The organism is Streptomyces tuirus, assembly GCF_014701095.1.
In the GTDB taxonomy this organism is placed as follows: domain Bacteria; phylum Actinomycetota; class Actinomycetes; order Streptomycetales; family Streptomycetaceae; genus Streptomyces; species Streptomyces tuirus.
In genome coordinates, this window is the sequence record NZ_AP023439.1 from 833,716 (window position 1) to 856,194 (window position 22,479).

The window sequence follows — 22,479 nt, forward strand, 5'->3', positions numbered from 1 at the left end:
GGCTTCAGCGGTCTTCCACGAGGCGTATGAAGTCGCGTTCGTTGCGCTCGGCGCGGCGGACGTACCAGCGGGCGAGCAGGACGAGGGGGGCGTAGAGGCCGAAGCCGAGGACGGTCCATTCCAGGCTGCGGGCGTCGGGCATCGCCGCGAACAGCAGCGGCAGCGGTCCGACGAGCAGACCGAGGACGGCGAACACCGTGAGGGCGGCGCGCAGTTGGGTGCGCATCAGGGAGCGGACGTAGGTGTGGCCGAGGGTGGTCTGCTCGTCGATCTCGGTGCGCGGGCGGTAGTAGGAGGACGAGGTCCGGCCGGTCCGGCGGGGCGGGCCGGTGACGACGACGCGGCGTTCGGTGTGGTCCGGGGGCACGGTCACGGCCTCCTCATGAGCAGGTCGCGCAGTTCGCGGGTGTGGCGCCGGCTGACCTGGAGTTCTTCGGAGCCGACGAGGACGCTGACGGTGCCCGCGTCGAGGCGGAGTTCGCCGATGTGGCGCAGGGCGACGAGGTGGCGGCGGTGGATGCGGAGGAAGCCGCGGGTGCGCCAGCGCTCCTCCAGGGTGGACAGCGGGATGCGGACCAGGTGGCTGCCCTTGACGGTGTGCAGGCGGGCGTAGTCGCCCTGGGCCTCGACGTGGGTGATGTCCTCGACGGCGACGAAGCGGGTCACGCCGCCGAGTTCGACGGGTATGTGGTCCGGGTCGGGTTCGTGCACGGGGATGCGCGGGGCGGCGCCGCGCAGCTCGGCGGCCCTGCGGACGGCTTCGGCGAGCCGCTCCTTGCGGACCGGTTTGAGGACGTAGTCGACGGCCTTGAGGTCGAAGGCCTGCACGGCGAAGTCCTCATGGGCGGTGACGAACACGACGAGCGGCGGCCGGGCGAAGCCGGTGAGCAGCCGGGCGAGGTCGAGGCCGTCGAGGCCGGGCATCTGGATGTCGAGGAAGACGACGTCGATGGCTTCGGGCCCGCCGGGGCCGGACTCCAGGGCGCGGTTCATGCGGCGCAGCGCCTCGGTCGCGTCGCCGGCGCCCTCGGCGCTGCCGATGCGGGGGTCGGCGTGCAGGAGGTAGAGCAGTTCCTCCAGGGAGGGGCGTTCGTCGTCGACAGCCAGGGCGCGCAGCATGACCCGGAGTGTAGGGGTGATCCGTACGTCCGGGCATGTGCCGGGGGTGGACGTATCCGCTGGGTACGGTGCCCGCGCCGGGCGGGCGCGGGCGGGGGTGCCGGTGGATACAGTGCCCGCATGAGCAGCAGGTCCACGGCGTTCGACGAGCTCGACCGGAAGATCATCACGGCGTTGATGGCGAACGCCAGGACGTCGTTCGCGGAGATCGGCACGGCGATCGGGCTGTCGGCCACGGCGGTCAAGCGGCGGGTCGACCGGTTGCGCGAGACGGGTGTGATCACCGGGTTCTCGGCGACGGTGAAGCCGTCGGCGCTGGGCTGGCGCACGGAGGCCTACGTCGAGGTGTACTGCGAGGGCGCGGCGCCGCCGCGGCGGCTGGCGGAGGTCGTGCGCGACTACCCGGAGATCGCCGCGGCGATGACCGTGACGGGCGGCGCGGACGCGCTGCTGCACGTGCGGGCGCGGGACGTGGAGCACTTCGAGGAGGTGCTGGAGCGGATCCGGCAGGAGCCGTTCATCCGGAAGACGATCAGCGTGATGGTGCTGTCCCATCTGCTGCCGGAGAGTCCGGAGGCGGGGGCGAGTCAGCCGGCCCCCGAGGGGGTCGCAGGGGGCGCAGCAGACGTGCGCTGAGCGGCGACAAGACGCAGCGTTCCTGCGTGAACGCGCAACCTTTGTTTCTTGTCGGGCACCACCCTCAGTTCCTACCGTTGTGTCAACCCCCAGTCACACACCGTAAGGAAGCGGAGGGACCCCTCTGTGCCCGACTCCCGTGTGCCGCGCCGGCGGCGCTACCTCGTCTGCGAACCCAGACACTTCGCCGTGCAGTACGCGATCAACCCGTGGATGCACCCCGACGAACCCGTCGACGTGCTCCGCGCCCTGGACCAGTGGCAGGCGCTGGTCGACACCTACCGTGCCCACGGCCATACCGTGGACAGTGTGAAACCCGTTCCCGGCCTGCCGGACATGGTTTTCGCCGCGAACGCGGCGGTCGTCGTCGACGGCCGCGTCTTCGGCTCGCTCTTCCACGCGCCCGAGCGCCGCCCCGAGTCCGTGCCGTTCGAGGCGTGGTTCAAGGCGGCGGGCTACGAGGTGTACCACCCCGAGTCGGTGTGCGAGGGCGAGGGCGACCTGGTCCCGGCCGGCCGCTGGATCCTGGCGGGGACGGGCTTCCGTACGACCCGGGAGGCCCACAGCGAGGTGCAGGAGCACTTCGGGACGCCGGTGATCAGCCTGACGCTGGTGGATCCGTACTTCTACCACCTGGACACGGCTCTGTTCGTCCTCGACGAAGACAACATCGCCTACTACCCCGAGGCGTTCTCGCCGGGCAGCCGTGAGGTGCTGGCCCGGCTGTACCCGGACGCGGTGCTCGCCACCCGCGAGGACGCGATGGCGTTCGGGCTCAACTCCGTCTCCGACGGGCGCCACGTGTTCATCTCACCGGGGGCGACGGGCCTCGCCGAGCAGCTGGCCGGCCGCGGCTATGTCCCCGTCCCCGTCGACCTGTCCGAATTCCAGAAGGCCGGGGGCGGCATCAAGTGCTGCACCCAGGAGATCCGGGAGATCCGCTCATGACCGCACCCGTCCGCACCGAGGACTCGCAGGGGGACCGTGGCCCGCGGGAGACCCGTGGCTCGCAGGAGCTGATCCGCGCGGAGGAGCCGGTCCTCGCGCACAACTACCACCCGCTGCCGGTGGTCGTCGCCCGCGCCGAGGGCACCTGGGTGGAGGACGTGGAGGGGCGGCGCTACCTCGACATGCTCGCCGGGTACTCGGCCCTCAACTTCGGCCACCGGCACCCGGCGCTGATCGAGGCGGCCCATCGTCAGCTCGACCGGCTGACCCTCACCTCGCGCGCCTTTCACAACGACCGGCTCGCCGAGTTCGCGGAGCGGCTGGCCGCGCTGACCGGCATGGACATGGTGCTGCCCATGAACACCGGCGCGGAGGCGGTGGAGAGCGGCGTGAAGGTGGCCCGGAAGTGGGCCTACGACGTCAAGGGCGTGCCGGCCGACCGGGCGACGATCGTGGTGGCGGCGGACAACTTCCACGGGCGTACGACGACGATCGTCAGCTTCTCCACGGACGAGACGGCCCGTGCGGGCTTCGGGCCCTTCACGCCGGGTTTCCGGGTGGTGCCGTACAACGACCTGGCCGCGATGGAGGCGGCGGTCGACGAGACGACGGCGGCGGTGCTGATCGAGCCGGTCCAGGGCGAGGCGGGGGTGATCATTCCCGACGACGGCTACCTCGCCGGTGTGCGGGAGCTGACCCGCCGCAAGGGCTGTCTGTTCATCGCGGACGAGATCCAGTCCGGGCTCGGCCGCACGGGCCGCACGCTGGCGGTCGAGCACGAGCCGGTGGTGCCGGACGTGCTGCTGCTGGGCAAGGCGCTGGGCGGCGGCATCGTGCCGGTGTCGGCGGTGGTCGGGCGCCGGGAGGTGCTCGGGGTGCTGCATCCCGGGGAGCACGGCTCCACGTTCGGCGGCAATCCGCTGGCGGCGGCGGTCGGTACGGCGGTGGTGGAGCTGCTGGAGACGGGCGAGTTCCAGCGCCGGGCGGCCGAGCTGGGCGGCATCCTGCGCGACGGTCTGACGGGGCTGGTCGGCAAGGGCGTCGTCGGGTTCCGCTCGCGCGGCCTGTGGGCGGGCGTCGACATCGACCCCGCGCTCGGCACCGGCCGCGAGATCAGCGAACGCCTCATGCGGGAGGGCGTCCTGGCGAAGGACACCCACGGCTCCACGATCCGCCTGGCCCCGCCGCTCACCATCACGGCCGAGGAGCTGACGGGGGCACTCGCGGCGCTGGAGAAGGCACTGGGGTAAGGGGCACCCGGGTCACGGGGGGCAGGGGCGGAGCGCCCGGCACGGGCCGGCCGCCCCTGCCCCACGTGCCGCTCCGGGGCCCGGACCAGGGAGGTCCTGCGGACCCGCCGCGTCTCCCCCGCCGACTTCTGCCTCGGAAACCGAACGGTGCCTCAACCGCTTCCCCGCGCCCCGACCGGCCCTCCACAAGCCGCCCCTCGGTGCCAGAAGGGTGAAGATTGGGGCAAGAGGTGGTAGACCACTCTCAGCGACAGAGAGGTCGGCCGTGGGCGCAGACGAGGTGTACGGCGTTGCCCGGCAGCGGTTCGACGTGGCCGACGCGGCGCCCCTGTTGCTCGATCCACAGGGCGTGGTGACGGGCTGGACCAGCGGTGCCCGGCGTCTGCTGGCGTACCCGGCGTCGGAGGCGGTCGGCAGGAAGCTGGCCGAGCTGCTGGCCGCCGAGGACGCCGAGCGCGTGCCGGACCTGGTCGAGCGCTGCCGCAGGGACGGCGGCTGGACGGGACTGCTGACGGCCCGCCGCCGGGACGGGCACCCCGTGAAGGTCGCGGCGCGGATCACCTCGGCCGAGGAGCCGAACGGCGGCTCGCGCTGGCTGATGCTGCTGTCGGAGCTGGCGGACGCCCCCGGCTGGGACATGAGCCGTAGGGTCCTGGAGCAGATGGCGGCGTGCGCCCCGGTCGGTATCGCCATCGTGGACACGGACCTGCGCTTCGTGTGGTCGAACGCCGCTCTGGAGCAGTTCGGCGGCGGTCCGGCGCCGCGACGGCTCGGGCTGCGCTTCGCGGACGTCCAGCCGGGCATGGACGCCCAGGCGGTGGAGGCCCAGATGCGGCACGTGCTGGAGACCGGCGAGGCGGTGGTCGGCTACGAGCACGTGGGCCACGTGCGCTCGGCGCCACTGCGCGAGACGGCGCACATGCTGTCGTTCACCCGGCTCGAGGACGACCGGGGCCATCCGATCGGCGTCTACTACACGGTGGTGGACATGACCGACCGGCACCGTGCGCGGCAGCGGCTGGCGCTGCTCGACCGGGCCGGCGAGAGCATCGGCCGCAGCCTGGACCTCACGCGCACCGCGCAGGAACTCGCGGACGTGGCCGTGCCGGGGCTGGCCGACTTCGTCACCGTGGACCTGCTGGAGTCGGTGCTGCGGGGCGCCGAGCCGGCCCCCGGCCCGCTGGCGGACTCGGAGGAGCCGGTGGAGCTGCGCCGCGCCGGGTACCGGTCCGTGCAGGACCTCGCGGAGGCCGTCATCGAGGTCGGCGAGGTGGTGGCCTTCCGGGCCGGGACGCCGCCCTTCCGCTGTCTGGCCACGGGACGGTCCTGGCGCGCGGAGCAGCTGGACCCGCTGACCCGGGACTGGACCACGGACACCCCGAGCGGCCGCCGGGCCACGTTCCGGGAGCTGGGACTGCACAGCGTGATGACCGTGCCGATCCGTTCGCGCGGTACCACCCTGGGCATCACGACGTTCTACCGGCGCCACGACCGGGAGTTCTTCGGCGAGGAGGACCTGCGGCTCGCGGAGGATCTCGTCGCCCGCGCGGCCGTCTGTGTGGACAACGCCCGCCGCTACACCCGCGAGCGGGACGCCGCACTCGTCCTGCAGCGCAGTCTGCTCCCTCACCGGCTCCCCGAGCAGGACGCCGTCGAGGTGGCCGCGTGCTACCGGCCGGCCGACGAGCTGACCGGTCTCGGCGGCGACTGGTACGACCTCATCCCGCTGTCCGGGGCGCGCGTCGCGCTGGTCGTGGGCGAGGTGCCCGGGCACGGCATCGACGCCGCCGCGGCCATGGGGCAGCTGCGGACCGCCGTACGGACCCTGGCGGCGCTGGAACTGCCGCCCGAGGAGGTGCTCGCGCACCTCGACGACCTGGTGGCGCGGTCGGCGCGGGAGGAGGGTGCGGAGCCCGGGGCGGTGGGTTCCGCGGGGACGCAGGGCGTGGGCTCCGGGTGCCTGTACGTCGTCTACGACCCGGTCGACGGCGGGTGCTCGATGGCCGCGGCGGGGCATCCGGCCCCGGCCGTGGTGATGCCCGACCGCTCGGTGGTGTTCGTCGACCTGCCGCAGGGGCCGCCGCTCGGCGTGGGCGGCCCGCCGTTCGAGGCGGTCGAGCTGCCCCTCGCGGAGGGCAGCACGCTCGCGCTGCACACCGACGGCCTGCTGGCCCGGGGCGAGACCTGGGCCGTGGACGCGGGCCGGGAGCGGTTGCGCCGCGCGCTGGAGCAGGCGGGTCCGCTGGAGTCGTACTGCCGGTCCGTGGTCGACGCGCTGGTGCCGGCCCGCCCGCACGACGACGTGGCCCTGCTGATGGCGCGGACGAAACGTCTCGGCACCGAGCAGGTCGCGGCCTGGGAGTTGCCCTCGGACCCGGCCGTGGTCGCCGATGCCCGCCGCATCGCCACCCGGCAGCTGGCGCACTGGGGCCTGGAGGAGCTCGCCTTCACCACGGAGCTGGTGGTGAGCGAGCTGGTCACCAACGCCATCCGGTACGCCACCGGGTCCATCCGGCTCCGGCTGATCCGGGAGCGTGCCCTGGTCTGCGAGGTCCTCGACGGCGGCGCCACCGCACCCCATCTGCGCCATCCCCGTACGACGGACGAGGGCGGGCGCGGGCTGCTGCTGGTCTCTCAGCTCACGCAGCGGTGGGGCACCCGGTTCGTGCCCGAGGGGAAGATCATCTGGGCCGAGCAGGCCCTGCCGGACCCACCGGAATGAAGCCGGTCGAGGTTGGCTCATACCGTGCGAAACTGGTGTGATTCCGGCAGCGGTGAGGCGGCGGCCATGGCGGAGACGGCGATCGACTACGGTGCGGTGTTCAAGGCCCTGCCCGGCATGGTGGCGCTCCTGACACCCGAACTCGTCTACGCGGACGTCAACGAGGAGTTCGTCCGCGTCTCCGGCCGCTCGCGCGAGCAGCTCATCGGCAAGTACCTGTTCGACGTCTTCCCGGACAACCCGAACGACCCGGCCGCGACCGGCATGCGCAACCTGGAGGCCTCGCTGTACCGCGTCCTGGCCACTGGGGAGCGCGACACCATGGCCCTGCAGCGCTACGACGTCGAGGACCCGGAGCGGCCCGGCGAGTGGTCGAAGCGCTACTGGAGCCCGGTGAACGCGCCGCTGCTCGGCCCCGACGGCAAGGTCGTGCTGATCCTGCACCGCGTGGAGGAGGTCACGGAGCTGATCCGGGCCCGGGGCGGTTCTCCGGGGAACCGGAACAGCCGGGCCCGGGTGCTGGAGGCCGAGCTGTACACCCGCGCCCGTGAGCTGCAGGAGCTCAACGAGCGGCTGCGCCAGGCGCACTCCCGGGAGCGGGAGGTGGCACTGGCGCTGCAGGAGGCGATGCTGCCCGCGCCCCGGCAGGTCCGCGATCACCCGGCCGCCGTCCGGTACCGGCCCGCCGTGGGGTCCCTCAATGTGTGCGGCGACTGGTACGACATGGTCGACCTGGTGGGCGGCGACCGGATCGGCGTGGCCGTGGGCGACGTGGTCGGACACGGGCTGGAGGCGGCAGGTGTGATGGGCCAGCTGCGCAGTGCGCTCAGCGCGGCCTCCCGGGTGGCCGCGGGGCCCGCCCAGGCCCTGGACGTGCTGGGGCGCTACGCGCATGTGATCAACGGGGCCGAGTCGGCGACCGCCGTGACGACCTTCATCGACTGCGACCGCCACGTCATCACGTACAGCAGCGCCGGACATCCCCCGCCCGTGCTCGTCCACGCCGACGGCCGCACGGAGTATCTCGACCAGGCCACGGACACGCCGCTCGACGCCCGCCCGGACCCGATCCCGAGGCCCCAGGCCGAGACCGTGTTCACGCCGGGCGCCACGCTCGTGCTGTACACCGACGGTCTGATCGAACGGCGTCGCGAGGACATCGACAAGGGTCTGGAGCGGCTCGCCGACTCCCTGCGCGACCATCGTGACCAGGATCCCGAGAGCCTCGCCGACACCGTTCTGCTGGAGTTGCTGCCGCCCGGCGGTGCGACCGACGACACCGCGCTGATCATCGTGCGGCTGTGACTAAAGGCGGGTCTTGCCGTGGTCGAGCAGCCGGACGCGGTCCACGTTCTGCCGGTCCTCGGCGTCCGCGCTGGGCTCGCCGGCGAACCACGCGTCGAGGATCTCCGTCAGCAGCGGCTCCGAGGTCAGCCGCAGGCTGAGGGCGAGCACGTTGGCGTCGTTCCAGCGGCGCGCCCCGTCGGCCGTGTAGGCGTCCGTGCACAGGGCGGCCCGCACGCCGGGCACCTTGTTCGCGGCGATCGAGGCGCCCGTGCCGGTCCAGCAGCACACCACCGCCTGGTCCGCCGTGCCGTCGGCGACCTCGCGGGCCGCGGCCTCGGAACACACCGCCCACTGCGGGTCGTCGTCGGGGCGCAGCGCGCCGTGCGGGCGCACCTCGTGCCCCCGCTCGCGCAGCGCGGCCACGAGGGAGCGGGCGACCGGTTCGTCCATGTCGGAGGAGACAGAGATCCGCATGCCTGGCAGGTTACTCGCCGGGGCGGCCGGGACCACCGCCCACAGCAGCCGTCCGCCGGCAAGAGCCACCGGCCCGCCACGCACCCCCGCGATCGCGCCAGGCCACCCGTTCGGCTTGCCCGTCACCCGGGCGGCGCAGCACGCTGGTCCCGCGGTCCTCCCCAGCCGCATGAGCACCACCGGACGCCTCCACCTGACTGACCATCAGTCAATTGGCGAAGGATCTGTGCGGTCCGCCCGCACGAGGTGCCCGGTGGCCGTGCCTGCACCTACACTGGCACCCCACGACATGCCGGTTGACCTGCTGGAACGCGGCGGTTGAGTCCACCGCGAGAGTCGAGGAGCGCCCGCTTTGTTCTACTACCTGTTGAAATATGTATTGCTGGGCCCGCTGCTGAGACTGGTCTTCCGGCCTCGAATAGAGGGTCTGGAGCATGTTCCCTCGGAGGGCGCCGCCATCGTCGCCGGGAACCACCTGTCGTTCTCGGACCACTTCCTGATGCCCGCGATCCTCAAACGGCGCATCACCTTCCTCGCGAAGGCCGAGTACTTCACGGGCCCGGGACTCAAAGGCCGCCTGACGGCGTTCTTCTTCCGCAGCGCGGGGCAGATCCCGGTCGACCGCTCCGGCAAGGACGCGGGCCAGGCGGCGATCCGCGAGGGCCTCGGTGTGCTGAGCAAGGACGAGTTGCTCGGCATCTACCCCGAGGGCACGCGCTCGCACGACGGCCGCCTCTACAAGGGCAAGGTCGGAGTGGCGGTCATGGCCCTCAAGGCCGGCGTCCCGGTGATCCCCTGCGCGATGATCGGCACCTTCGAGGCCCAGCCGCCCGGCAAGGTCATCCCCAACATCCACCCCGTCGTGATCCGCTTCGGCAAGCCCCTGGACTTCTCCCGCTACGAGGGCATGGAGAACGAGAAGGCCATCCTGCGCGCCGTCACCGACGAGATCATGTACGCCATCCTCTCCCTGTCGGAGCAGGAGTACGTCGACCAGTACGCGGCCGTGGTGAAGGCCGAGGAGGCCGCCGCCGCCAAGGAGCGCAAGCGGCGGCGCATGCCCCTCGGTTGAGCTCTGCTGCCGGCAGAGGCACGTTCCGGCCGCCCGCGATATGAGTGAGGGGCGGCCGGTGTCCCGGCCGCCCCTCAGCACCGTGCGGAATCGGCTACGCCTACGGCTTCGGCGTGGCGTGCGGCGCGCAGGTCACGTCGGCGCCGTCCAGCTTGCCGGTGAGCAGGTAACTGTCCACGCGGGAGTTGATGCACGGGTTGACCAGGCCGGTGACGCCGTGGGAGCCGGCGTCCTTCTCCGTGATCAGACGGGAGCCCTTGAACCGCTTGTGCAGCTCCACGGCGCCCTCGTACGGGGTGGCCGCGTCACGCTCGGACTGGACGATGAGCACACCGGGCAGGCCCTTGCCGGTCTTGACGTTCACCGGCGTCTGCTGCTTGGCCGGCCAGGTGGCGCACGGCAGGTTCATCCAGGCGTTGGCCCACGTCATGAAGGGGTGGTCCTTGTGGAGCCGGGTGTTGTCCCGGTCCCAGGTGCGCCAGCTGGTGGGCCACTTGGCGTCGGCGCACTCCACGGCCGTGTAGACGGCGTTGCCGTTCTCCGAGGACGCGTTGCCCGCCGTGTCGGACAGGTCGGGGGCCGCGGCGTCGACGAGCGCCTGGGTGTCGCCGGCGACGTAGTTGCTGAAGACCGAGGCGGTCGGCGCCCAGGCGGAGTCGTAGTACGGGGCGCTCTGGAAGAAGGAGATGAGCTCGGCCGGGCCGACGACCCCGCCGATGGGGTTCTTCTTCGCGGTCGCGCGCAGCTCCAGCCACTTCGCCTGGACGGCTGCGCGGGTGGTGCCGAGGTGGTAGGTCGCGTCGTTCTGCGCGACCCAGTCCTGCCAGTCCTTCCAGCGGCCCTCGAACGCGACGTCCTGGTCCAGGTTGGCCTGGTACCAGATCTTGTCGCGGGAGGGGTTGACGACGCTGTCGACGACCATGCGGCGCACGTGGCCCGGGAAGAGCGTGCCGTAGACGGCGCCCAGGTAGGTGCCGTAGGAGACGCCGAGGAAGTTGAGCTTCTTCTCGCCGAGGGCGGCGCGGATGACGTCGAGGTCGCGCGCGGTGTTCGGCGTGGTCATGTGCGGCAGCATCGCGCCGCTGCGCTCCTGGCAGCCCTCGGCGTACTCGCGGGCCAGCTTGCGCTGGGCGAGCTTGTCCGCCTCGGAGTCGGGCACCGGGTCGGCCTTGGGCGCCTTGACGAACTCCTGCGGGTCGACGCAGGAGATGGGCGCGGACTTGCCGACGCCGCGCGGGTCGAAGCCCACGAAGTCATAGGCCTTGGCGGCGTTGGCCCAGATGGGGTTCTTGGCGGTGACCCGGGCCGGGAAGCGCAGTCCGGAGCCGCCGGGGCCGCCGGGGTTGTAGATGAGCGCGCCCTGCCGCTCAGCCTTCGTGCCCGTGTTGCCGATGCGGTCGACGGCGAGCTTGATCTGCTTGCCGTAGGGCTTGGCGTAGTCGAGCGGCACGGTGACGTACCCGCACTGGATCGGCTTGGCCAGGTTCCAGTCGGCGGGGCAGTCCTGCCAGTCGATACCGGCCTTCGCGGCCCGGGCGGCGGCGATCGCGGCGCCCCGCGCCTCGCGGTCCTGGCCGGAACCGCTGCCCGCGCTCGCGTTCGCGGTGGGCGCCGCGACGGCACCGGCTATCAGCGTGGCCGTGACGAGCGCGCCGGCCGAACCGAGCGCCGCCACCCGCTTCTTCGGTCTCGAACCCCTCAAGGGGGACCTCCCCGTACCTCGTTGCGATCAGTACGGGGGATCCTTCCTGTTGTGGGGTCCCTGACAACAGAGCCGGACGCCCTTCTTTGCCAATCCGATAAACGGAGAGGCCGTGCTGCTCTACGGACGCCTGTGTCTACGGGAGCGACGCGCATGCCTGGTCGAGCAGTCGCCGCAGTCTGAGGGCGTCCGGCGCCACCGCGGTCACCAGCGCCGCGGGTCCGGCGAGCGGCACGACCGAGGCCCCCTCCCCCAGCACCGTCGCGGACACCGGATCGGCGGCGAACTCCGGGCGGACGACGACCAGTTGTCCGACGGCCCGCTGCCCCGCCAGGACGGCGGGCCCGTCCCAGCCGCCCGGCGCGCCGGGCCCGCAGGCCAGTTCCTGGTCGAGCACGGCCTGCCCGCCGACCCGCACGGTCAGACGGCTCGTGAGCCGCCCGGGTTCCTCGCCGACGCGTCCGAGCACCTGCTCCTCGCGCAGCACCAGCCGGGCGGTGGGTGCGAGCTCGACGCGGGTGGTGACGTACAGGTCGCTGCCCTGGGTGGAGATCAACTGCTCGGGCAGCCAGTGCAGTTCGCCGTGACCGGCGACCTCGAGCCGGACGTCGTAGCGGGCCTCGCCCTTCGCCTGCCCGGGCAGCGCGATGGTGGCGGCGGCCGATCCGACGGACAGCCGCGCTCCCTCCTCCACCCGTCCCTCCACGGTGAAGTGGTCTCCGCCGAGCGGCCCGCTCATCGCGCCGACCAGCATGACCCGGGCCTCGGAGCCGGTGGCCCGGGTGCGCCGCAGGGCCAGGGGTCCGTCGCTCTCCAGCACGGGCAGCGACGTCCCGCCGCGCCCGTCGTCCCGGGCGACGATCCGTGCGAGGGAGCGCACCCCGGCCCCGCTCCGCACGTTCACGCGACCCACGCGGCGAGCTGCGCACGCACCCACGCGGCGACGTCCGCCACCCCGGCCTCGCTCCGCAACGACTGGAAGACGACCGGCAGTTCGGCGCGCTGCGCCTTGGCGTCGGCGGCCATCCGGGCGAGGTCGGAGCCGACGTAGGGGGCGAGGTCGGTCTTGTTGACGACGAGCAGGTCGGCGGTGGTGACGCCCGGTCCGCCCTTGCGCGGGATGTCGTCGCCCCCGGCCACGTCGATCACGAAGATCTGCGCGTCGACGAGCCCCTTGGAGAAGGTCGCGGTGAGGTTGTCCCCGCCGGACTCGACGAGCACCAGGTCCAGCGGTCCGACCGCGTCCTCCAGGTCCTCCACCGCCTCCAGGTTCGCGGAGATGTCGTCGCGGATCGCGGTGTGCGGGCAGGCGCCCGTCTCCACGGCGGTGATCCGCTCGGGCGGCAGCACGGCCTCGCGGAGCAGGAACTCGGCGTCCTCGCGTGTGTAGATGTCGTTGGTGACGACGGCGAGGGCCAGTTCGTCCCTGAGCGCCCGGCAGAGCGCGGCGACGGTCGCGGTCTTCCCGGATCCGACGGGGCCGCCGAGTCCGATACGGAGCGCTCTGCGGGTGCCGTCGGGGCGATGGGCGTCCGCGCTCACGGCGGCGGGGCCGTCGTGGGTGTGGTCGAGGTGCATGTGCGGCTCCTTGGGGTGGTGTGCGCTCGGGTCGGAGTGCGGGTGAGTGGGGGCTGATCGCGCAGTGCCCCGCGCCCCTGAGGGGGTCGGTCTTCAGGGCGTTCGGGGGCCGGCTACGACGCGAACAGCCGCACCGGCCACGCCGCATGCACCTCCGCCCCGATCTCCAGCAGAGGTGCCGACCCCGCGGGCAGGGCGTCGACCCCCTCGTCGACCATCTTCCGGGCCGCCTCCACCGCCCGGTCCGCGACCCGGTCCACCTCCGGCGCCAGCCGGGCCAGCACCCGCGTCGCGTCGAACGGATCCAGGCTCAGCAACCGCACGGTCGCCGACGCGGGCCCGCTCACGCTCTCGTACGCCGCGCAGTACGCCGCGTCCGTAGGTCCCAGCCCTGCCGCCCGGGCCGCCAGCCCGAGCACCACCGGCTGATGCGCGCCCTTGGGGAACTGTCTGCCGAGGGCGTCCAGTTCGGCGGACGGCCAGGTCGCCCGGGCGGCCCGCAGCAGCTGACGTCCCAGCTTCCGCGCGGCGACGCGCAGTGCGGGCGACGGCGTACGCGCGTCCGCGGCCCGGTCCAGCGTGACGGGGTCGATCCCGAGCGCCGCCGCCGCGGACAGTCCCGCCGCCGTCAGCCCCGCCGTGTGCAACCGCCCCCGGCAGAACTCCCCCAGGCTCGCCGCCCCGCTGATCCGGCCGGCCTTGACCGCCGCCTCGGCACCGCCGGAGTGCGCATGCCCCCCGGCGGGAAACCGCCCGTCGGCCAGGACGAGTAGCGCTGCACGCGACATCAGACCACCCTCAGAACAGGAAGTACCGCTGAGCCATGGGGAGTTCGGCCGCGGGCGCCGCCTCGACCAGTTCTCCGTCGATGTGCACGGCGAAGCTGTCGGGGTCGACCCGCACCTCGGGCCGGGCGTCGTTCTCGCGCATGTCGGCCTTGGTGACACCGCGGGTCGAAGCGATCGCCGCGAACCGCTTGCCGAGCCCCAGCCGCTCCGGCAGCCCCGCTTCGACGGCCAGGGGCGCGACGAAGTTGAGGGAGTTGGAGGCCGGTGCCCGCCCGATCGCCCCGTACATCGGGCGCGGCAGGATCGGCTGCGGGGTGGGGATCGAGGCGTTCGCGTCGCCCATCTGCGCGTAGGCGATCTGCCCGCCCTTGATGACGAGCTGCGGCTTGACCCCGAAGAACGCCGGTTCCCACAGCACCAGGTCGGCCAGCTTGCCGCTCTCCACCGACCCGACCTCTCCGGCCAGGCCCTGGGCGAGCGCGGGGTTGATCGTGTACTTGGCGACATAGCGGCGTACCCGGTGGTTGTCGGCGCGTCCGTCCCCGGGCAGGGCGCCCCGCCGCCGCTTCATCACGTGCGCGGTCTGCCAGGTGCGCATGACGACCTCGCCCACGCGCCCCATGGCCTGGGAGTCGGAGGAGATGATCGAGATCGCGCCCAGGTCGTGCAGCACGTCCTCCGCGCCGATCGTCGACGGCCGGATCCGGGACTCGGCGAAGGCCAGGTCCTCCGGCACCGCGGGGTTGAGGTGGTGGCAGACCATCAGCATGTCGAGGTGTTCCTCGGCGGTGTTGACGGTGAACGGCCGGGTCGGGTTGGTGGAGCTGGGCAGCACGTACGACTCGGACACCACGGTCATGATGTCCGGCGCGTGCCCGCCGCCCGCACCCTCGGTGTGGTACGCGTGGATGCCCCGCCCGGCGATGGCGGCGAGTGTGTCGCCGACGAAGCCGGCCTCGTTGAGCGTGTCCGTGTGGATCGCGACCTGGATGCCGGTCTGCTCGGCGACGGTCAGCGAGGCGTCGATGACGGCCGGGGTGGAGCCCCAGTCCTCGTGCAGCTTCAGTCCGAGGGCGCCGCCGCGGATCTGGGACAGCATCGCCTCGTGGGAGACGGTGTTGCCCTTGCCGAGCAGCCCGATGTTGAGCGGGTAGGCCTCCATCGCCTCCAGCATCCTCGCGAGGTGCCAGGGGCCGGGGGTCACGGTGGTGGCCTTGGAGCCCTCCGCGGGGCCGGTGCCGCCGCCGACGAGGGTCGTGATGCCCGAGGAGAGGGCCTCGTCGGCGATCTGCGGGCAGATGAAGTGGACGTGCGCGTCGATCGCGCCCGCCGTGAGGATGCGCCCGTTGCCGGCGATGATCTCCGTCTCCGGGCCGATGACCAGGTCGGGGTGGACGCCGTCCATGGTGTCGGGGTTGCCGGCCTTGCCGATGCCGGTGATCCGGCCGTCGCGGATGCCGACGTCGGCCTTGACGATCCCCCAGTGGTCGATGATGACCACACCGGTGATCACGGTGTCCGGCGTGCCCTCGGCGCGAGTGGCCCGCGCCTGGCCCATGGACTCGCGGATGACCTTGCCGCCGCCGAAGACGGCCTCGTCACCGGCGAGACCGGGGCCGCCGGAGCGGTCCTCCTCGATCTCGACCAGCAGGTCGGTGTCGGCGAGGCGGATCCGGTCGCCGGTCGTCGGGCCGAACAGGTCGGCGTACGCGGCACGCGAGATCTCAGGCATCGAGGGCACCTCCGGTCTCCCCGCGCAGGCCGGGCACCACACGGGCACCGGCCAGTGGCACGAGTTCGACGTCGACGGGGATCCCGGGCTCGAAGCGCACGGCCGTGCCGGCGGCGACGTTGAGCCGCCTGCCGCGCGCCGCGTCGCGGTCGAACTCCAGGCCGGGGTTGGCCTCGGCGAAGTGGTAGTGGGAGCCGACCTGGACGGGACGGTCGGCGGCGTTGAGGACGGTGAGGCGGACGACCTCGCGGCCCTCGTTGCAGACAATCGGCCCGTCGGCGAAGAGGATCTCTCCGGGAATCACGGCGCCTCCCCGTCAGACGATCGGGTCGTGGACGGTGACGAGCTTGGTGCCGTCCGGGAAGGTGGCTTCGACCTGGACGTCGTGGATCATCTCCGGGATGCCCTCCATGACGTCGTCCCTGGTCAGGATCTTGCGTCCGGAGGCCATGAGTTCGGCGACGGTGCGGCCGTCCCGGGCGCCCTCGAGGATGTGCGAGGTGATGAGCGCGACCGCCTCGGGGTGGTTGAGCTTCAGCCCGCGGGCCCGGCGCTTCTCGGCCACGTCGGCCGCCACGTGGATCAGCAGCCGTTCTTGCTCATGCGGGGTCAGTTGCACGTCCCACCTCACAGTCGTCACTCCGGGCCGTGCGGGGCCCGGTTGCCGCGGCCACGGGCAAAGTGCCAGGTGGCGTGGATCGGCAGGCTAATTGGACCGCGTTTCGGGCACGTTAACCGAGCTGTGATCCATCGCCGCCCTCGCCACGCATGCCCGTCAGTGCCCGCAGGCCGTCCTGGAGGACCTCGACCGGGGCGGGCCCGAAGAGGGACTGCTGGGCGATGAATCCGAGCACGCAGGCGATCATCGTGCGGGCCACATGGTCCGGCGCGACGTCCGCCCGCATCATGCCGGCCTCCTGATAGCCCTCGACGATCTTTCCCCAGGCCGCACGGACCGAGCCGTAGCCCTCCCGCAGGAGGGCCGCCAGCTCCTCATTGCGCAGCGTCTCCGTCCACACCTGGATGACGAGCCGCGGAAAGGCGGGCCGGCCGTCGACGACCAGGGACTCACGGGCGGCGAGGGTCCTGCCGAGGACCGAGGCGACGAGCTCGTCCGGCGGCGGGGGCGGACTCTGCCGCGCCGCCTCCTCGAAGGCCTCGCGGACGGAACCGAGCGTCTCGGCGACGATCGCGCCGATCAGCTCCTCCTTGCCGCTGAAGTAGCGGTAGACCGCCCCCGCCGAGAGGTCGACCTCCTTCAGCACGTCCTGCATGGACGTGGCGTGGAAGCCGTTGCGGGCGAAGCAGACCGCGGCACCGTCGAGGATCTGGCGGCGGCGGGCGTCGAGATGTTCCTGGGACACGCGAGCCATGATCCCCAAAGTAGAACGAATATTCATTCTTGACAAGACGGCGCGACGGGAGCACGGTGAGGAGACAGCAAAACGAACGATCCTTCTTTTTGGTTCGGTGCCGCTCGCTTCCGGTCGTCCCGTTCGCTTCCGGCCCCGCTCGCTTCCGGTCCCGCTCGCTTCAGGAGACCCTCATGCCTTCCCGCAACCGCCATGTGATCGCGGTCGTCGTCCTCGTGCCCGTCCTGGCCGCCCTCGCCCTGTGGGCCTTCGCCTGGCCGGCCTCCCGTATCGCACCCCGCGACCTGCCGCTGGGCGTGGCCGGACCGCCCACCGCGGCGGCCCAGGTCGAGCGGCAACTCGAGCGGCACGAGGGCGCCTTCGAGATCCACCGCTACGCCGACGAGGCCGCCGCCCGGGACGCCATCGAGGACCGGAGCGTGTACGGCGCGGTCGTGGTCACCCCGCAGGGGCCCGAACTGCTGACCGCATCGGCCGCGAGTCCGGTGGTCGCGCAGTTCCTCCAGCAGGCCGTGACCCAACAGGCCGCCGCTCAGGGCACACAGGTCAAGACGGTCGACGTCGTGCCCACCCCGGAGAGCGATCCGCGCGGCGCGGTGCTGAACGCCGCCGCACTGCCGCTCGCCCTGGCCGGCATCGCGGCGGGCGCTGTCGTCACCCTGCTGGGGCTGCGCGGCTCCCGAGCCGTGATCGCACTGCTCGGCGCATCGGCCTTGGTGGGCGTGATCGCGGCCGGGATCGCGCACAGCTGGCTCGGGGCGCTCAGCGGTGTCTGGTGGACGGAGGCGTCGGTGCTCGGTCTGTCCACGCTGGCCGTCGGCGGCGCCGTCGCCGGGCTCGCCGCCCTCATCGGCCCCGCCGGCACGGGCGTCGGGGCCGCCGTGGTGATGCTGATCGGCAACCCGTTCTCCGGCGCGACCTCGGCCCCGCAGATGCTGCCGGAGCCGGCCGGCGCGATCGGCCAGTGGCTCCCGCCGGGCGCGGGGACGACGCTGCTGCGCTCGGTGTCGTACTTCGACGGCGCGGCGGCGACCGGGCCGGCCCTCACCCTCGCCTGGTGGGCGGCTCTCGGCCTGGGCGCCGTACTGCTCGGCAGCTCACTCCGGGCCCGGAAGGCGGGCGGTGGACCCGCGGCCGAGCAGCGGGAGCTCTCGGCGGTGGCCTGACGCGCGCCGGAGGGGGCCGAAGAACGCGATGGAGTCCTGACCGGCCTGAAGGCGTGGTGCACACAGATGTCGTACACGTAGACGGTCCCCGGACACGTAGACGGTCCCCGGACACGTAGACGGTCCCCGGACACGTTGACGACCCCCGGACGCATAGACGGTCCCCGGAAAGTTCCGATCAACCCACTGCTCGTATCTCAGAATTCGCCGGGGACCTGGCCGGTGCCCGACAGGTACTCCGCGAGGGAGCCCTGTCGTGGTTGACCGGTCCTATTTACTATGATTACTCCGGTTATGCGGGGTGGTCAAAGGATCCGGCGGACTATCTCGCGCCGGTCTACTGCGGGGGAAGTTCGAAGCGCAGCAGTGCCCCGGCCTGGTGCGCGCGCAGTTCCGTCTCCGGCTCGATGTGCCGGACGTCGCCGCCGTCGTCGATGACGGACTGGGTCAGTTCGTCGATGACGTCGGGGACCTCGCGCAGCGGCTCCCCGCAGAGGGGGCAGGTCTTTCCCGAGCGCGCAAGCAGCCCGTCCCGGTCGCAGACGACGCCTGGGGCAACGGCCCCCTCGTCCACCGCCAGCGTCCGGATCGCGGCCAGCGAGGCCGCCCACAGCGTCTCGTCGAGCCCGACGGCGCTGGGCCGCCGGGCCGCCTTGGCTTCGAGGATCTCGCCGACGAGCTGTCGCTGCTCCTGGTGTGCGTGGTCGGAGACGAGCTCCTGCACCTTCTGCTTGATGTCCTCGGGCGTGGCGGTCTCGCGGTCGACGGTGAAACTGCCGATGAGCCGGTCACGCAGTTCGCGCGGGAGAAACTCGGTGAAGACCGGCACCTCATAGGAGTGGCCGCCGACGACGAGCAGGTCGAAGCGCCCGGTCCCGAACAGCTGCTTCAGCTCGCCGACGAGCCGCCGGTAGTGCCGTTTGCTGAGCTCGTCGGCCTTGTTGCGGACCCGGTTCTCGGCGAACCCGGCGGCGTAGTTGGGCTTGCGCAGCGTACGGTCGCGGATCGTCTCCAGCTCCCGTGCCTCGTCGATGTAGTGCTCCCAGACCTGGCCGGTCCCCTTGTCCACGATGACCGCGCAGGTGCGGTAGTACTCGTCGAGCACGCCCAGCATCGGACGGACGTACGGATCGGCGTCCACGACGATGCGTTCGCGGGTGCTTCGCGGCAGCCACACCTGCTCGTAGACGCCGTTGCCGCTGCAGGAGAAGACGGCGACAGCGCCCGGCCTGTGGGGCTCCTCCTCGAGCGATTTCCCGATCTTCGCGATGTCCTCGCGGAGCGAGAGCCGCGCGGCGTGCTCGAGTGAGCGGTCCTCCGCGAGGGGCTGGATGCGGTCCAGCAGGCTCGCCACCCGGGTCAGGAACGCGCGGCGGCCCGTCCTGTCCGGTTCCGCGGGGATGTAGAGCGAGACCAACGGTAGTCCGTTCCCGTTCAGCCGGAGAATTCGATCGACCTGGTCTTGCGTGATCATCACCGCTCCTCGCGCTCCGTGAGCCTCACTCGGCCCCGTTCCAGGTAACGCGGTGGACGCGGGTGCAGCAACCGCAGCGTGACTCGTTCCGTCGCTCCGGGGCTGCCCGCGCCGGGCGGGTCAGGCGCCACCAGGCCCGGGCGGTCGATTTCCCGGGCCTGGTGGCGCGCGGCCGTCCTGCGCTCCGGGCGCAGCACACCCGGTCGACAACGGCCCTCCGAGTCGACGAGTTCCCGATCTTCACTCCCCCGGGTGAGCCTGGTCCCGATCAGTGCCACGACGGCCCACTGATCCAGACGAAACCGCCTGGGCCGGGCCGGCCCGGCGGTGCTCCGCCGCGATGCCGAACCGCTGGGGTGCGCCAGGGGCGGCAGCGGCCTCGCGGACCGTGGAGACCGCGCTGACCACCTGCTGCTCCGCGACCTCCGAGAACCAGATTCCGGTGACGCAAAGAGACCCAGGAACGCGCTCCCCGAGTTCACCGAACGCACGGGCTCCGGGCAACGGACGATCCGTACTCGAAGCTCGACGATCTGCCTGGACCGGGCCGGTGCCGCCGCCTCGGTCCTGCTGGCGGCGGGCACGCCCGGCAAGCGATTCGCGCCGCCCGACGCCCGCCTGGTGATCCATCAGCCTGATCGACGGGATCATCCCGAGCCGCCAGGCCACCGTGGCCCCGCCGACCGGTCGGTGAGGCTCCGGTGCTCCCGGCCGAACTGCCGCCCCTGCCCGCCCTGACGCGGGCCGAGGCGGAACTGATCGAGCGTTACCTCGAGGTCGTCGACCTGCTCGGTCGTATCAACCCCGCCCAGGACGGCGACACCTACCGCGGACTACGCGCCGCCCAGGCCCTGGTCGGCAAGGCGACGGCGCTGCGTGACGCACTGGTGCTGGGCGGCGAGCGGCGCACCGCCCGGCTCACCCTGCCCCCGGAGTCCGTCAGTTGACGCGGAACCGTCGGTCCGGACGCAGCGCCGCCCACGATGCGTCCGGAGCTGAGTTGAAACGGACCAAAAGACGTACCGCTGTTCGGAGTAGGCAGGAGACGGATTTCCGGACCGTTCCGGTTGCGCAACGCGCGTAGCCGGTGGACGGAATGGGGCATTCCATCGCTGGTCCGGGGCTCCGCGAACCAGTGGACAGTGGCCCGAACGCACACGTGTCCACCCGAACGGGTGAGTGGTGAGTAACAACACAAATCCCCGGTTCCGTTGGGAAATCCGGACAGGCATGCGCCAAGATCCCTGTCTGACGACAAGCCCCCGCCGCTGTGGCGGGGCGATCCGGGCGGACGCCGAGTCCTGCCGCCGCCCGGATGACCGGTCGACAGGAGTGGATCGGCAGGAGTGGAGGACCCGAGCACGACGGGTCGCCGGGACGGTCACGCCATGACCGGCCCCGAGCAGCCCTTGGGGTGAAGCCGCGTCAGCGGCCGGGCAACTTTGTCAGCCCGAATCCGACAGGTCATCCTTCACAGGCGGCTGACGAAGGGTTGCGCATGACTGCGCTCAATCGTGTCCCGTCGCTCATGGCCCGGGCCGGCACGGCCTCGGCGCTCACCATCGCCGCGGTGGGCGGCTCCATCGTGGCGCCCGGCTTCGCATCCGAGGCGGCGGCGGCCACACCGGCGACCAAGGCACTCCAGATCGCGGCCTCCAAGAAGGGTGCACCTTACAGGTACGGGGCCACCGGTCCGCACCGGTTCGACTGCTCCGGACTCACGCTCTACTCGTTCAAGAAGGCCGGCAAGAAGCTCCCCCGCACGGCTGCCCAGCAGTACAACAAGACGCGCCACATCTCCGCCAAGAACCGCAAGGCGGGCGACCTGGTGTTCTTCCACTCGGGCAGCAACGTGTACCACGTCGGTATCTACGCGGGTAAGAACAAGCTCTGGCACTCCCCGAAGAGCGGGGACGTGGTGCGACTGCAGAAGATCTGGACCAAGAGTGTCTGGTACGGACGCGTGAAGTGATCCGCCCGGCGTGCGGCGGCGTCCTTGACGCGCCGCCGCTCGCCGGAGCGTGACACGGGGTCATGTGGTTACCCGTCACCACCACCCGTCTGAGCGTGCTGGTGTTCGCGTTCAGCGGTTCCGTGCGCTGCTGGTGGTCGACGTGACGTCGGGCCGGACCGGCGGTGTCGCCGCGGGCGCGACGACCTTCCTGGTCCGCGTCGGCCTGTGGGAGCTGCTCCCGCGGCACGTGCGGCGGGCGGGGCTGCATACGGAGACGGACGGCGCCGATGAGACCTCCGCGGAGGAGACGGCCGGGGGCCGCGTCGCGATCCCGCACCGCTGCGGCACACCGTCGGTCAGCCGTCAGGGCTTCCGGGGGGGGCGGCTGCGCACCGGGAGGTTTCGGCTCAGCACCGGTGACGGGCGCGAGGCGCGGAGCGGGCGTCATACACGTGGGGATGGCCCGGATGTGGGTCCCGCGGCCCGGGGTGCGCGGAGGGCACCCGCTGGATATGCCTTTCGCGTCCTCCTGAGGGGCTCCTGTGTGGCTAGGGCTCCTGCTGCACCGCTGTCGTCACCGGCCCGACCGGGACGACCCAGGGGAGTTCGATCGAGATGGTCTTGCCGCCCTCGCGAGTGGGGCGGATACGGAGCCTGCCGCCGCATTCCGCGGTCAGCCAGCGGATGATGACCAGACCGCGGCCGTTGTCCTGCTGGACGGCGGCCGGCAGGCGTCTGGGGAAGCGCGGATGGCTGTCCGTAACACCGATGCGCAGGTGCTCGTCCCGGTCCAGTTCGACGTCCACGGTGAACGTGGGCGACTGACCGAAGGTGTGCTGGACGGCGTTGGTGGCGAGTTCGGAGATGATGAGCCGGACGGTGTCGGACACTTCCGTGTCCACCGGCAGACCCCACTCCGCCAGCGTGCCCACCACGTAGGCACGCGCTGCGGAGACCGAGGCGGGATCGCTCGGCAGAGTGACGGATGCTTCCAGATGGTCTGCCATGGCGACCTCGTCCCTTTCCCACGGGACCACAGCCCGACACGGAGCGGATGGTTCGAGTACGGTCCCGGACTGGTGCTTCGTCGCCAGACTGCCACCAGAACACCCCCGAAGGACGGCGATCCACCAAGATATGCATATATCTGTCGCTCAAAGCGGTGAACTCTGCGACGCGAGACCGTATTTGGGTGGCTCGGAGG

Annotated in this window: 22 protein-coding genes, 2 pseudogenes and 1 riboswitch; of the genes and pseudogenes, 10 read left to right on the top strand and 14 right to left on the bottom strand. The window is 71.9% G+C overall.

Features of this window, described 5'->3' with window-relative positions; all coding sequences use genetic code 11:
- Nucleotides 1-4: 4 nt before the first annotated feature.
- The gene (locus tag IGS69_RS03925) at nt 5-367 is read right to left on the bottom strand and encodes a hypothetical protein (protein ID WP_190904368.1); all 363 of its coding nucleotides are present in this window, start codon (nt 365-367) and stop codon (nt 5-7) included.
- Between the two features lie 2 nt (nt 368-369).
- Nucleotides 370-1,119, bottom strand: coding sequence for a LytR/AlgR family response regulator transcription factor (locus IGS69_RS03930; protein WP_190897012.1), 750 nt, complete (start codon nt 1,117-1,119; stop codon nt 370-372).
- Nucleotides 1,120-1,239: 120 nt separating this feature from the next.
- On the opposite strand from IGS69_RS03930, the gene IGS69_RS03935 reads away from it, so the two are divergent.
- The 5 genes from IGS69_RS03935 to IGS69_RS03955 all read left to right on the top strand — a co-directional run bounded on the left by IGS69_RS03935 (nt 1,240) and on the right by IGS69_RS03955 (nt 7,980).
- On the top strand, nt 1,240-1,755 hold the full coding sequence (locus IGS69_RS03935; protein WP_190897014.1) for an Lrp/AsnC family transcriptional regulator: 516 nt from the start codon (nt 1,240-1,242) through the stop codon (nt 1,753-1,755).
- Between the two features lie 126 nt (nt 1,756-1,881).
- Nucleotides 1,882-2,703: a dimethylargininase gene (ddaH, locus tag IGS69_RS03940; RefSeq protein WP_190897015.1), complete on the top strand. Its 822-nt coding sequence runs from the start codon at nt 1,882-1,884 to the stop codon at nt 2,701-2,703.
- Nucleotides 2,700-3,953 carry an ornithine--oxo-acid transaminase gene (gene rocD, locus IGS69_RS03945; protein WP_232543429.1) on the top strand — a complete coding sequence of 418 codons (1,254 nt, stop codon included), beginning with the start codon at nt 2,700-2,702 and terminating at the stop codon, nt 3,951-3,953. The genes ddaH and rocD overlap by 4 nt, the downstream gene beginning before the upstream one ends.
- A 265-nt stretch (nt 3,954-4,218) precedes the next feature.
- On the top strand, nt 4,219-6,675 hold the full coding sequence (locus tag IGS69_RS03950) for a SpoIIE family protein phosphatase (protein WP_190897016.1): 2,457 nt from the start codon (nt 4,219-4,221) through the stop codon (nt 6,673-6,675).
- A 66-nt stretch (nt 6,676-6,741) separates the two neighbouring features.
- On the top strand, nt 6,742-7,980 hold the full coding sequence (locus IGS69_RS03955) for a PP2C family protein-serine/threonine phosphatase (RefSeq protein WP_190897018.1): 1,239 nt from the start codon (nt 6,742-6,744) through the stop codon (nt 7,978-7,980).
- Here IGS69_RS03955 and IGS69_RS03960 read toward each other — a convergent pair whose 3' ends face one another.
- On the bottom strand, nt 7,981-8,436 hold the full coding sequence (locus IGS69_RS03960) for an RpiB/LacA/LacB family sugar-phosphate isomerase (protein WP_190897021.1): 456 nt from the start codon (nt 8,434-8,436) through the stop codon (nt 7,981-7,983).
- A 352-nt stretch (nt 8,437-8,788) separates the two neighbouring features.
- On the opposite strand from IGS69_RS03960, the gene IGS69_RS03965 reads away from it, so the two are divergent.
- The gene (locus IGS69_RS03965; RefSeq protein WP_190897022.1) at nt 8,789-9,508 is read left to right on the top strand and encodes a lysophospholipid acyltransferase family protein; all 720 of its coding nucleotides are present in this window, start codon (nt 8,789-8,791) and stop codon (nt 9,506-9,508) included.
- Nucleotides 9,509-9,608: 100 nt separating this feature from the next.
- Here IGS69_RS03965 and IGS69_RS03970 read toward each other — a convergent pair whose 3' ends face one another.
- The 8 genes from IGS69_RS03970 to IGS69_RS04005 all read right to left on the bottom strand — a co-directional run bounded on the left by IGS69_RS03970 (nt 9,609) and on the right by IGS69_RS04005 (nt 16,681).
- Nucleotides 9,609-11,210: an alpha/beta hydrolase gene (locus tag IGS69_RS03970; RefSeq protein ID WP_190897024.1), complete on the bottom strand. Its 1,602-nt coding sequence runs from the start codon at nt 11,208-11,210 to the stop codon at nt 9,609-9,611.
- Between the two features lie 136 nt (nt 11,211-11,346).
- Entirely contained in the window at nt 11,347-12,114 is a 768-nt protein-coding gene (locus tag IGS69_RS03975; protein ID WP_190897027.1) for an urease accessory protein UreD, read from the bottom strand.
- Nucleotides 12,111-12,788 carry an urease accessory protein UreG gene (gene ureG / locus IGS69_RS03980; RefSeq protein WP_190897028.1) on the bottom strand — a complete coding sequence of 226 codons (678 nt, stop codon included), beginning with the start codon at nt 12,786-12,788 and terminating at the stop codon, nt 12,111-12,113. The genes IGS69_RS03975 and ureG overlap by 4 nt, the downstream gene beginning before the upstream one ends.
- A 113-nt stretch (nt 12,789-12,901) precedes the next feature.
- Nucleotides 12,902-13,576: an urease accessory protein UreF gene (locus IGS69_RS03985; RefSeq protein WP_190897029.1), complete on the bottom strand. Its 675-nt coding sequence runs from the start codon at nt 13,574-13,576 to the stop codon at nt 12,902-12,904.
- 10 nt (nt 13,577-13,586) lie between these two features.
- Nucleotides 13,587-15,308, bottom strand: a complete 1,722-nt coding sequence (locus IGS69_RS03990) for an urease subunit alpha (protein ID WP_190897030.1) — start codon at nt 15,306-15,308, stop codon at nt 13,587-13,589.
- Entirely contained in the window at nt 15,301-15,612 is a 312-nt protein-coding gene (locus tag IGS69_RS03995; protein ID WP_190897034.1) for an urease subunit beta, read from the bottom strand. Before IGS69_RS03995 ends, IGS69_RS03990 begins: the two co-directional genes overlap by 8 nt.
- A gap of 12 nt (nt 15,613-15,624) precedes the next feature.
- Entirely contained in the window at nt 15,625-15,927 is a 303-nt protein-coding gene (locus IGS69_RS04000) for an urease subunit gamma (RefSeq protein ID WP_190897035.1), read from the bottom strand.
- Between the two features lie 112 nt (nt 15,928-16,039).
- On the bottom strand, nt 16,040-16,681 hold the full coding sequence (locus IGS69_RS04005) for a TetR/AcrR family transcriptional regulator (RefSeq protein WP_190897036.1): 642 nt from the start codon (nt 16,679-16,681) through the stop codon (nt 16,040-16,042).
- 173 nt (nt 16,682-16,854) lie between these two features.
- Between IGS69_RS04005 and IGS69_RS04010 the strand changes: the two genes are divergently transcribed.
- Complete coding sequence (locus IGS69_RS04010; RefSeq protein WP_190897037.1) at nt 16,855-17,847, top strand: ABC transporter permease; 993 nt, start codon at nt 16,855-16,857, stop codon at nt 17,845-17,847.
- A 337-nt stretch (nt 17,848-18,184) separates the two neighbouring features.
- On the opposite strand, the gene IGS69_RS04015 is transcribed toward IGS69_RS04010, so the two are convergent.
- Nucleotides 18,185-19,321, bottom strand: coding sequence for a baeRF10 domain-containing protein (locus tag IGS69_RS04015; protein WP_190897038.1), 1,137 nt, complete (start codon nt 19,319-19,321; stop codon nt 18,185-18,187).
- 240 nt (nt 19,322-19,561) lie between these two features.
- Nucleotides 19,562-19,741 (bottom strand): annotated as a pseudogene (locus tag IGS69_RS35160) (hypothetical protein); the annotation flags it as partial.
- Between the two features lie 90 nt (nt 19,742-19,831).
- On the opposite strand from IGS69_RS35160, the pseudogene IGS69_RS34515 reads away from it, so the two are divergent.
- The 3 genes and pseudogenes from IGS69_RS34515 to IGS69_RS04030 all read left to right on the top strand — a co-directional run.
- Nucleotides 19,832-19,957 (top strand): annotated as a pseudogene (locus IGS69_RS34515) (ATP-dependent Clp protease proteolytic subunit); the annotation flags it as partial.
- A 65-nt stretch (nt 19,958-20,022) separates the two neighbouring features.
- Nucleotides 20,023-20,268, top strand: a complete 246-nt coding sequence (locus IGS69_RS04025) for a hypothetical protein (RefSeq protein ID WP_190897043.1) — start codon at nt 20,023-20,025, stop codon at nt 20,266-20,268.
- 345 nt (nt 20,269-20,613) lie between these two features.
- Nucleotides 20,614-20,815, top strand: a riboswitch (cyclic di-AMP (ydaO/yuaA leader).
- A gap of 4 nt (nt 20,816-20,819) precedes the next feature.
- Entirely contained in the window at nt 20,820-21,293 is a 474-nt protein-coding gene (locus IGS69_RS04030) for a C40 family peptidase (RefSeq protein ID WP_190897045.1), read from the top strand.
- Nucleotides 21,294-21,823: 530 nt separating this feature from the next.
- Here the strand turns inward: IGS69_RS04030 and IGS69_RS04035 are convergent.
- Nucleotides 21,824-22,282 carry an ATP-binding protein gene (locus IGS69_RS04035; RefSeq protein ID WP_190897047.1) on the bottom strand — a complete coding sequence of 153 codons (459 nt, stop codon included), beginning with the start codon at nt 22,280-22,282 and terminating at the stop codon, nt 21,824-21,826.
- Nucleotides 22,283-22,479: the final 197 nt, after the last annotated feature.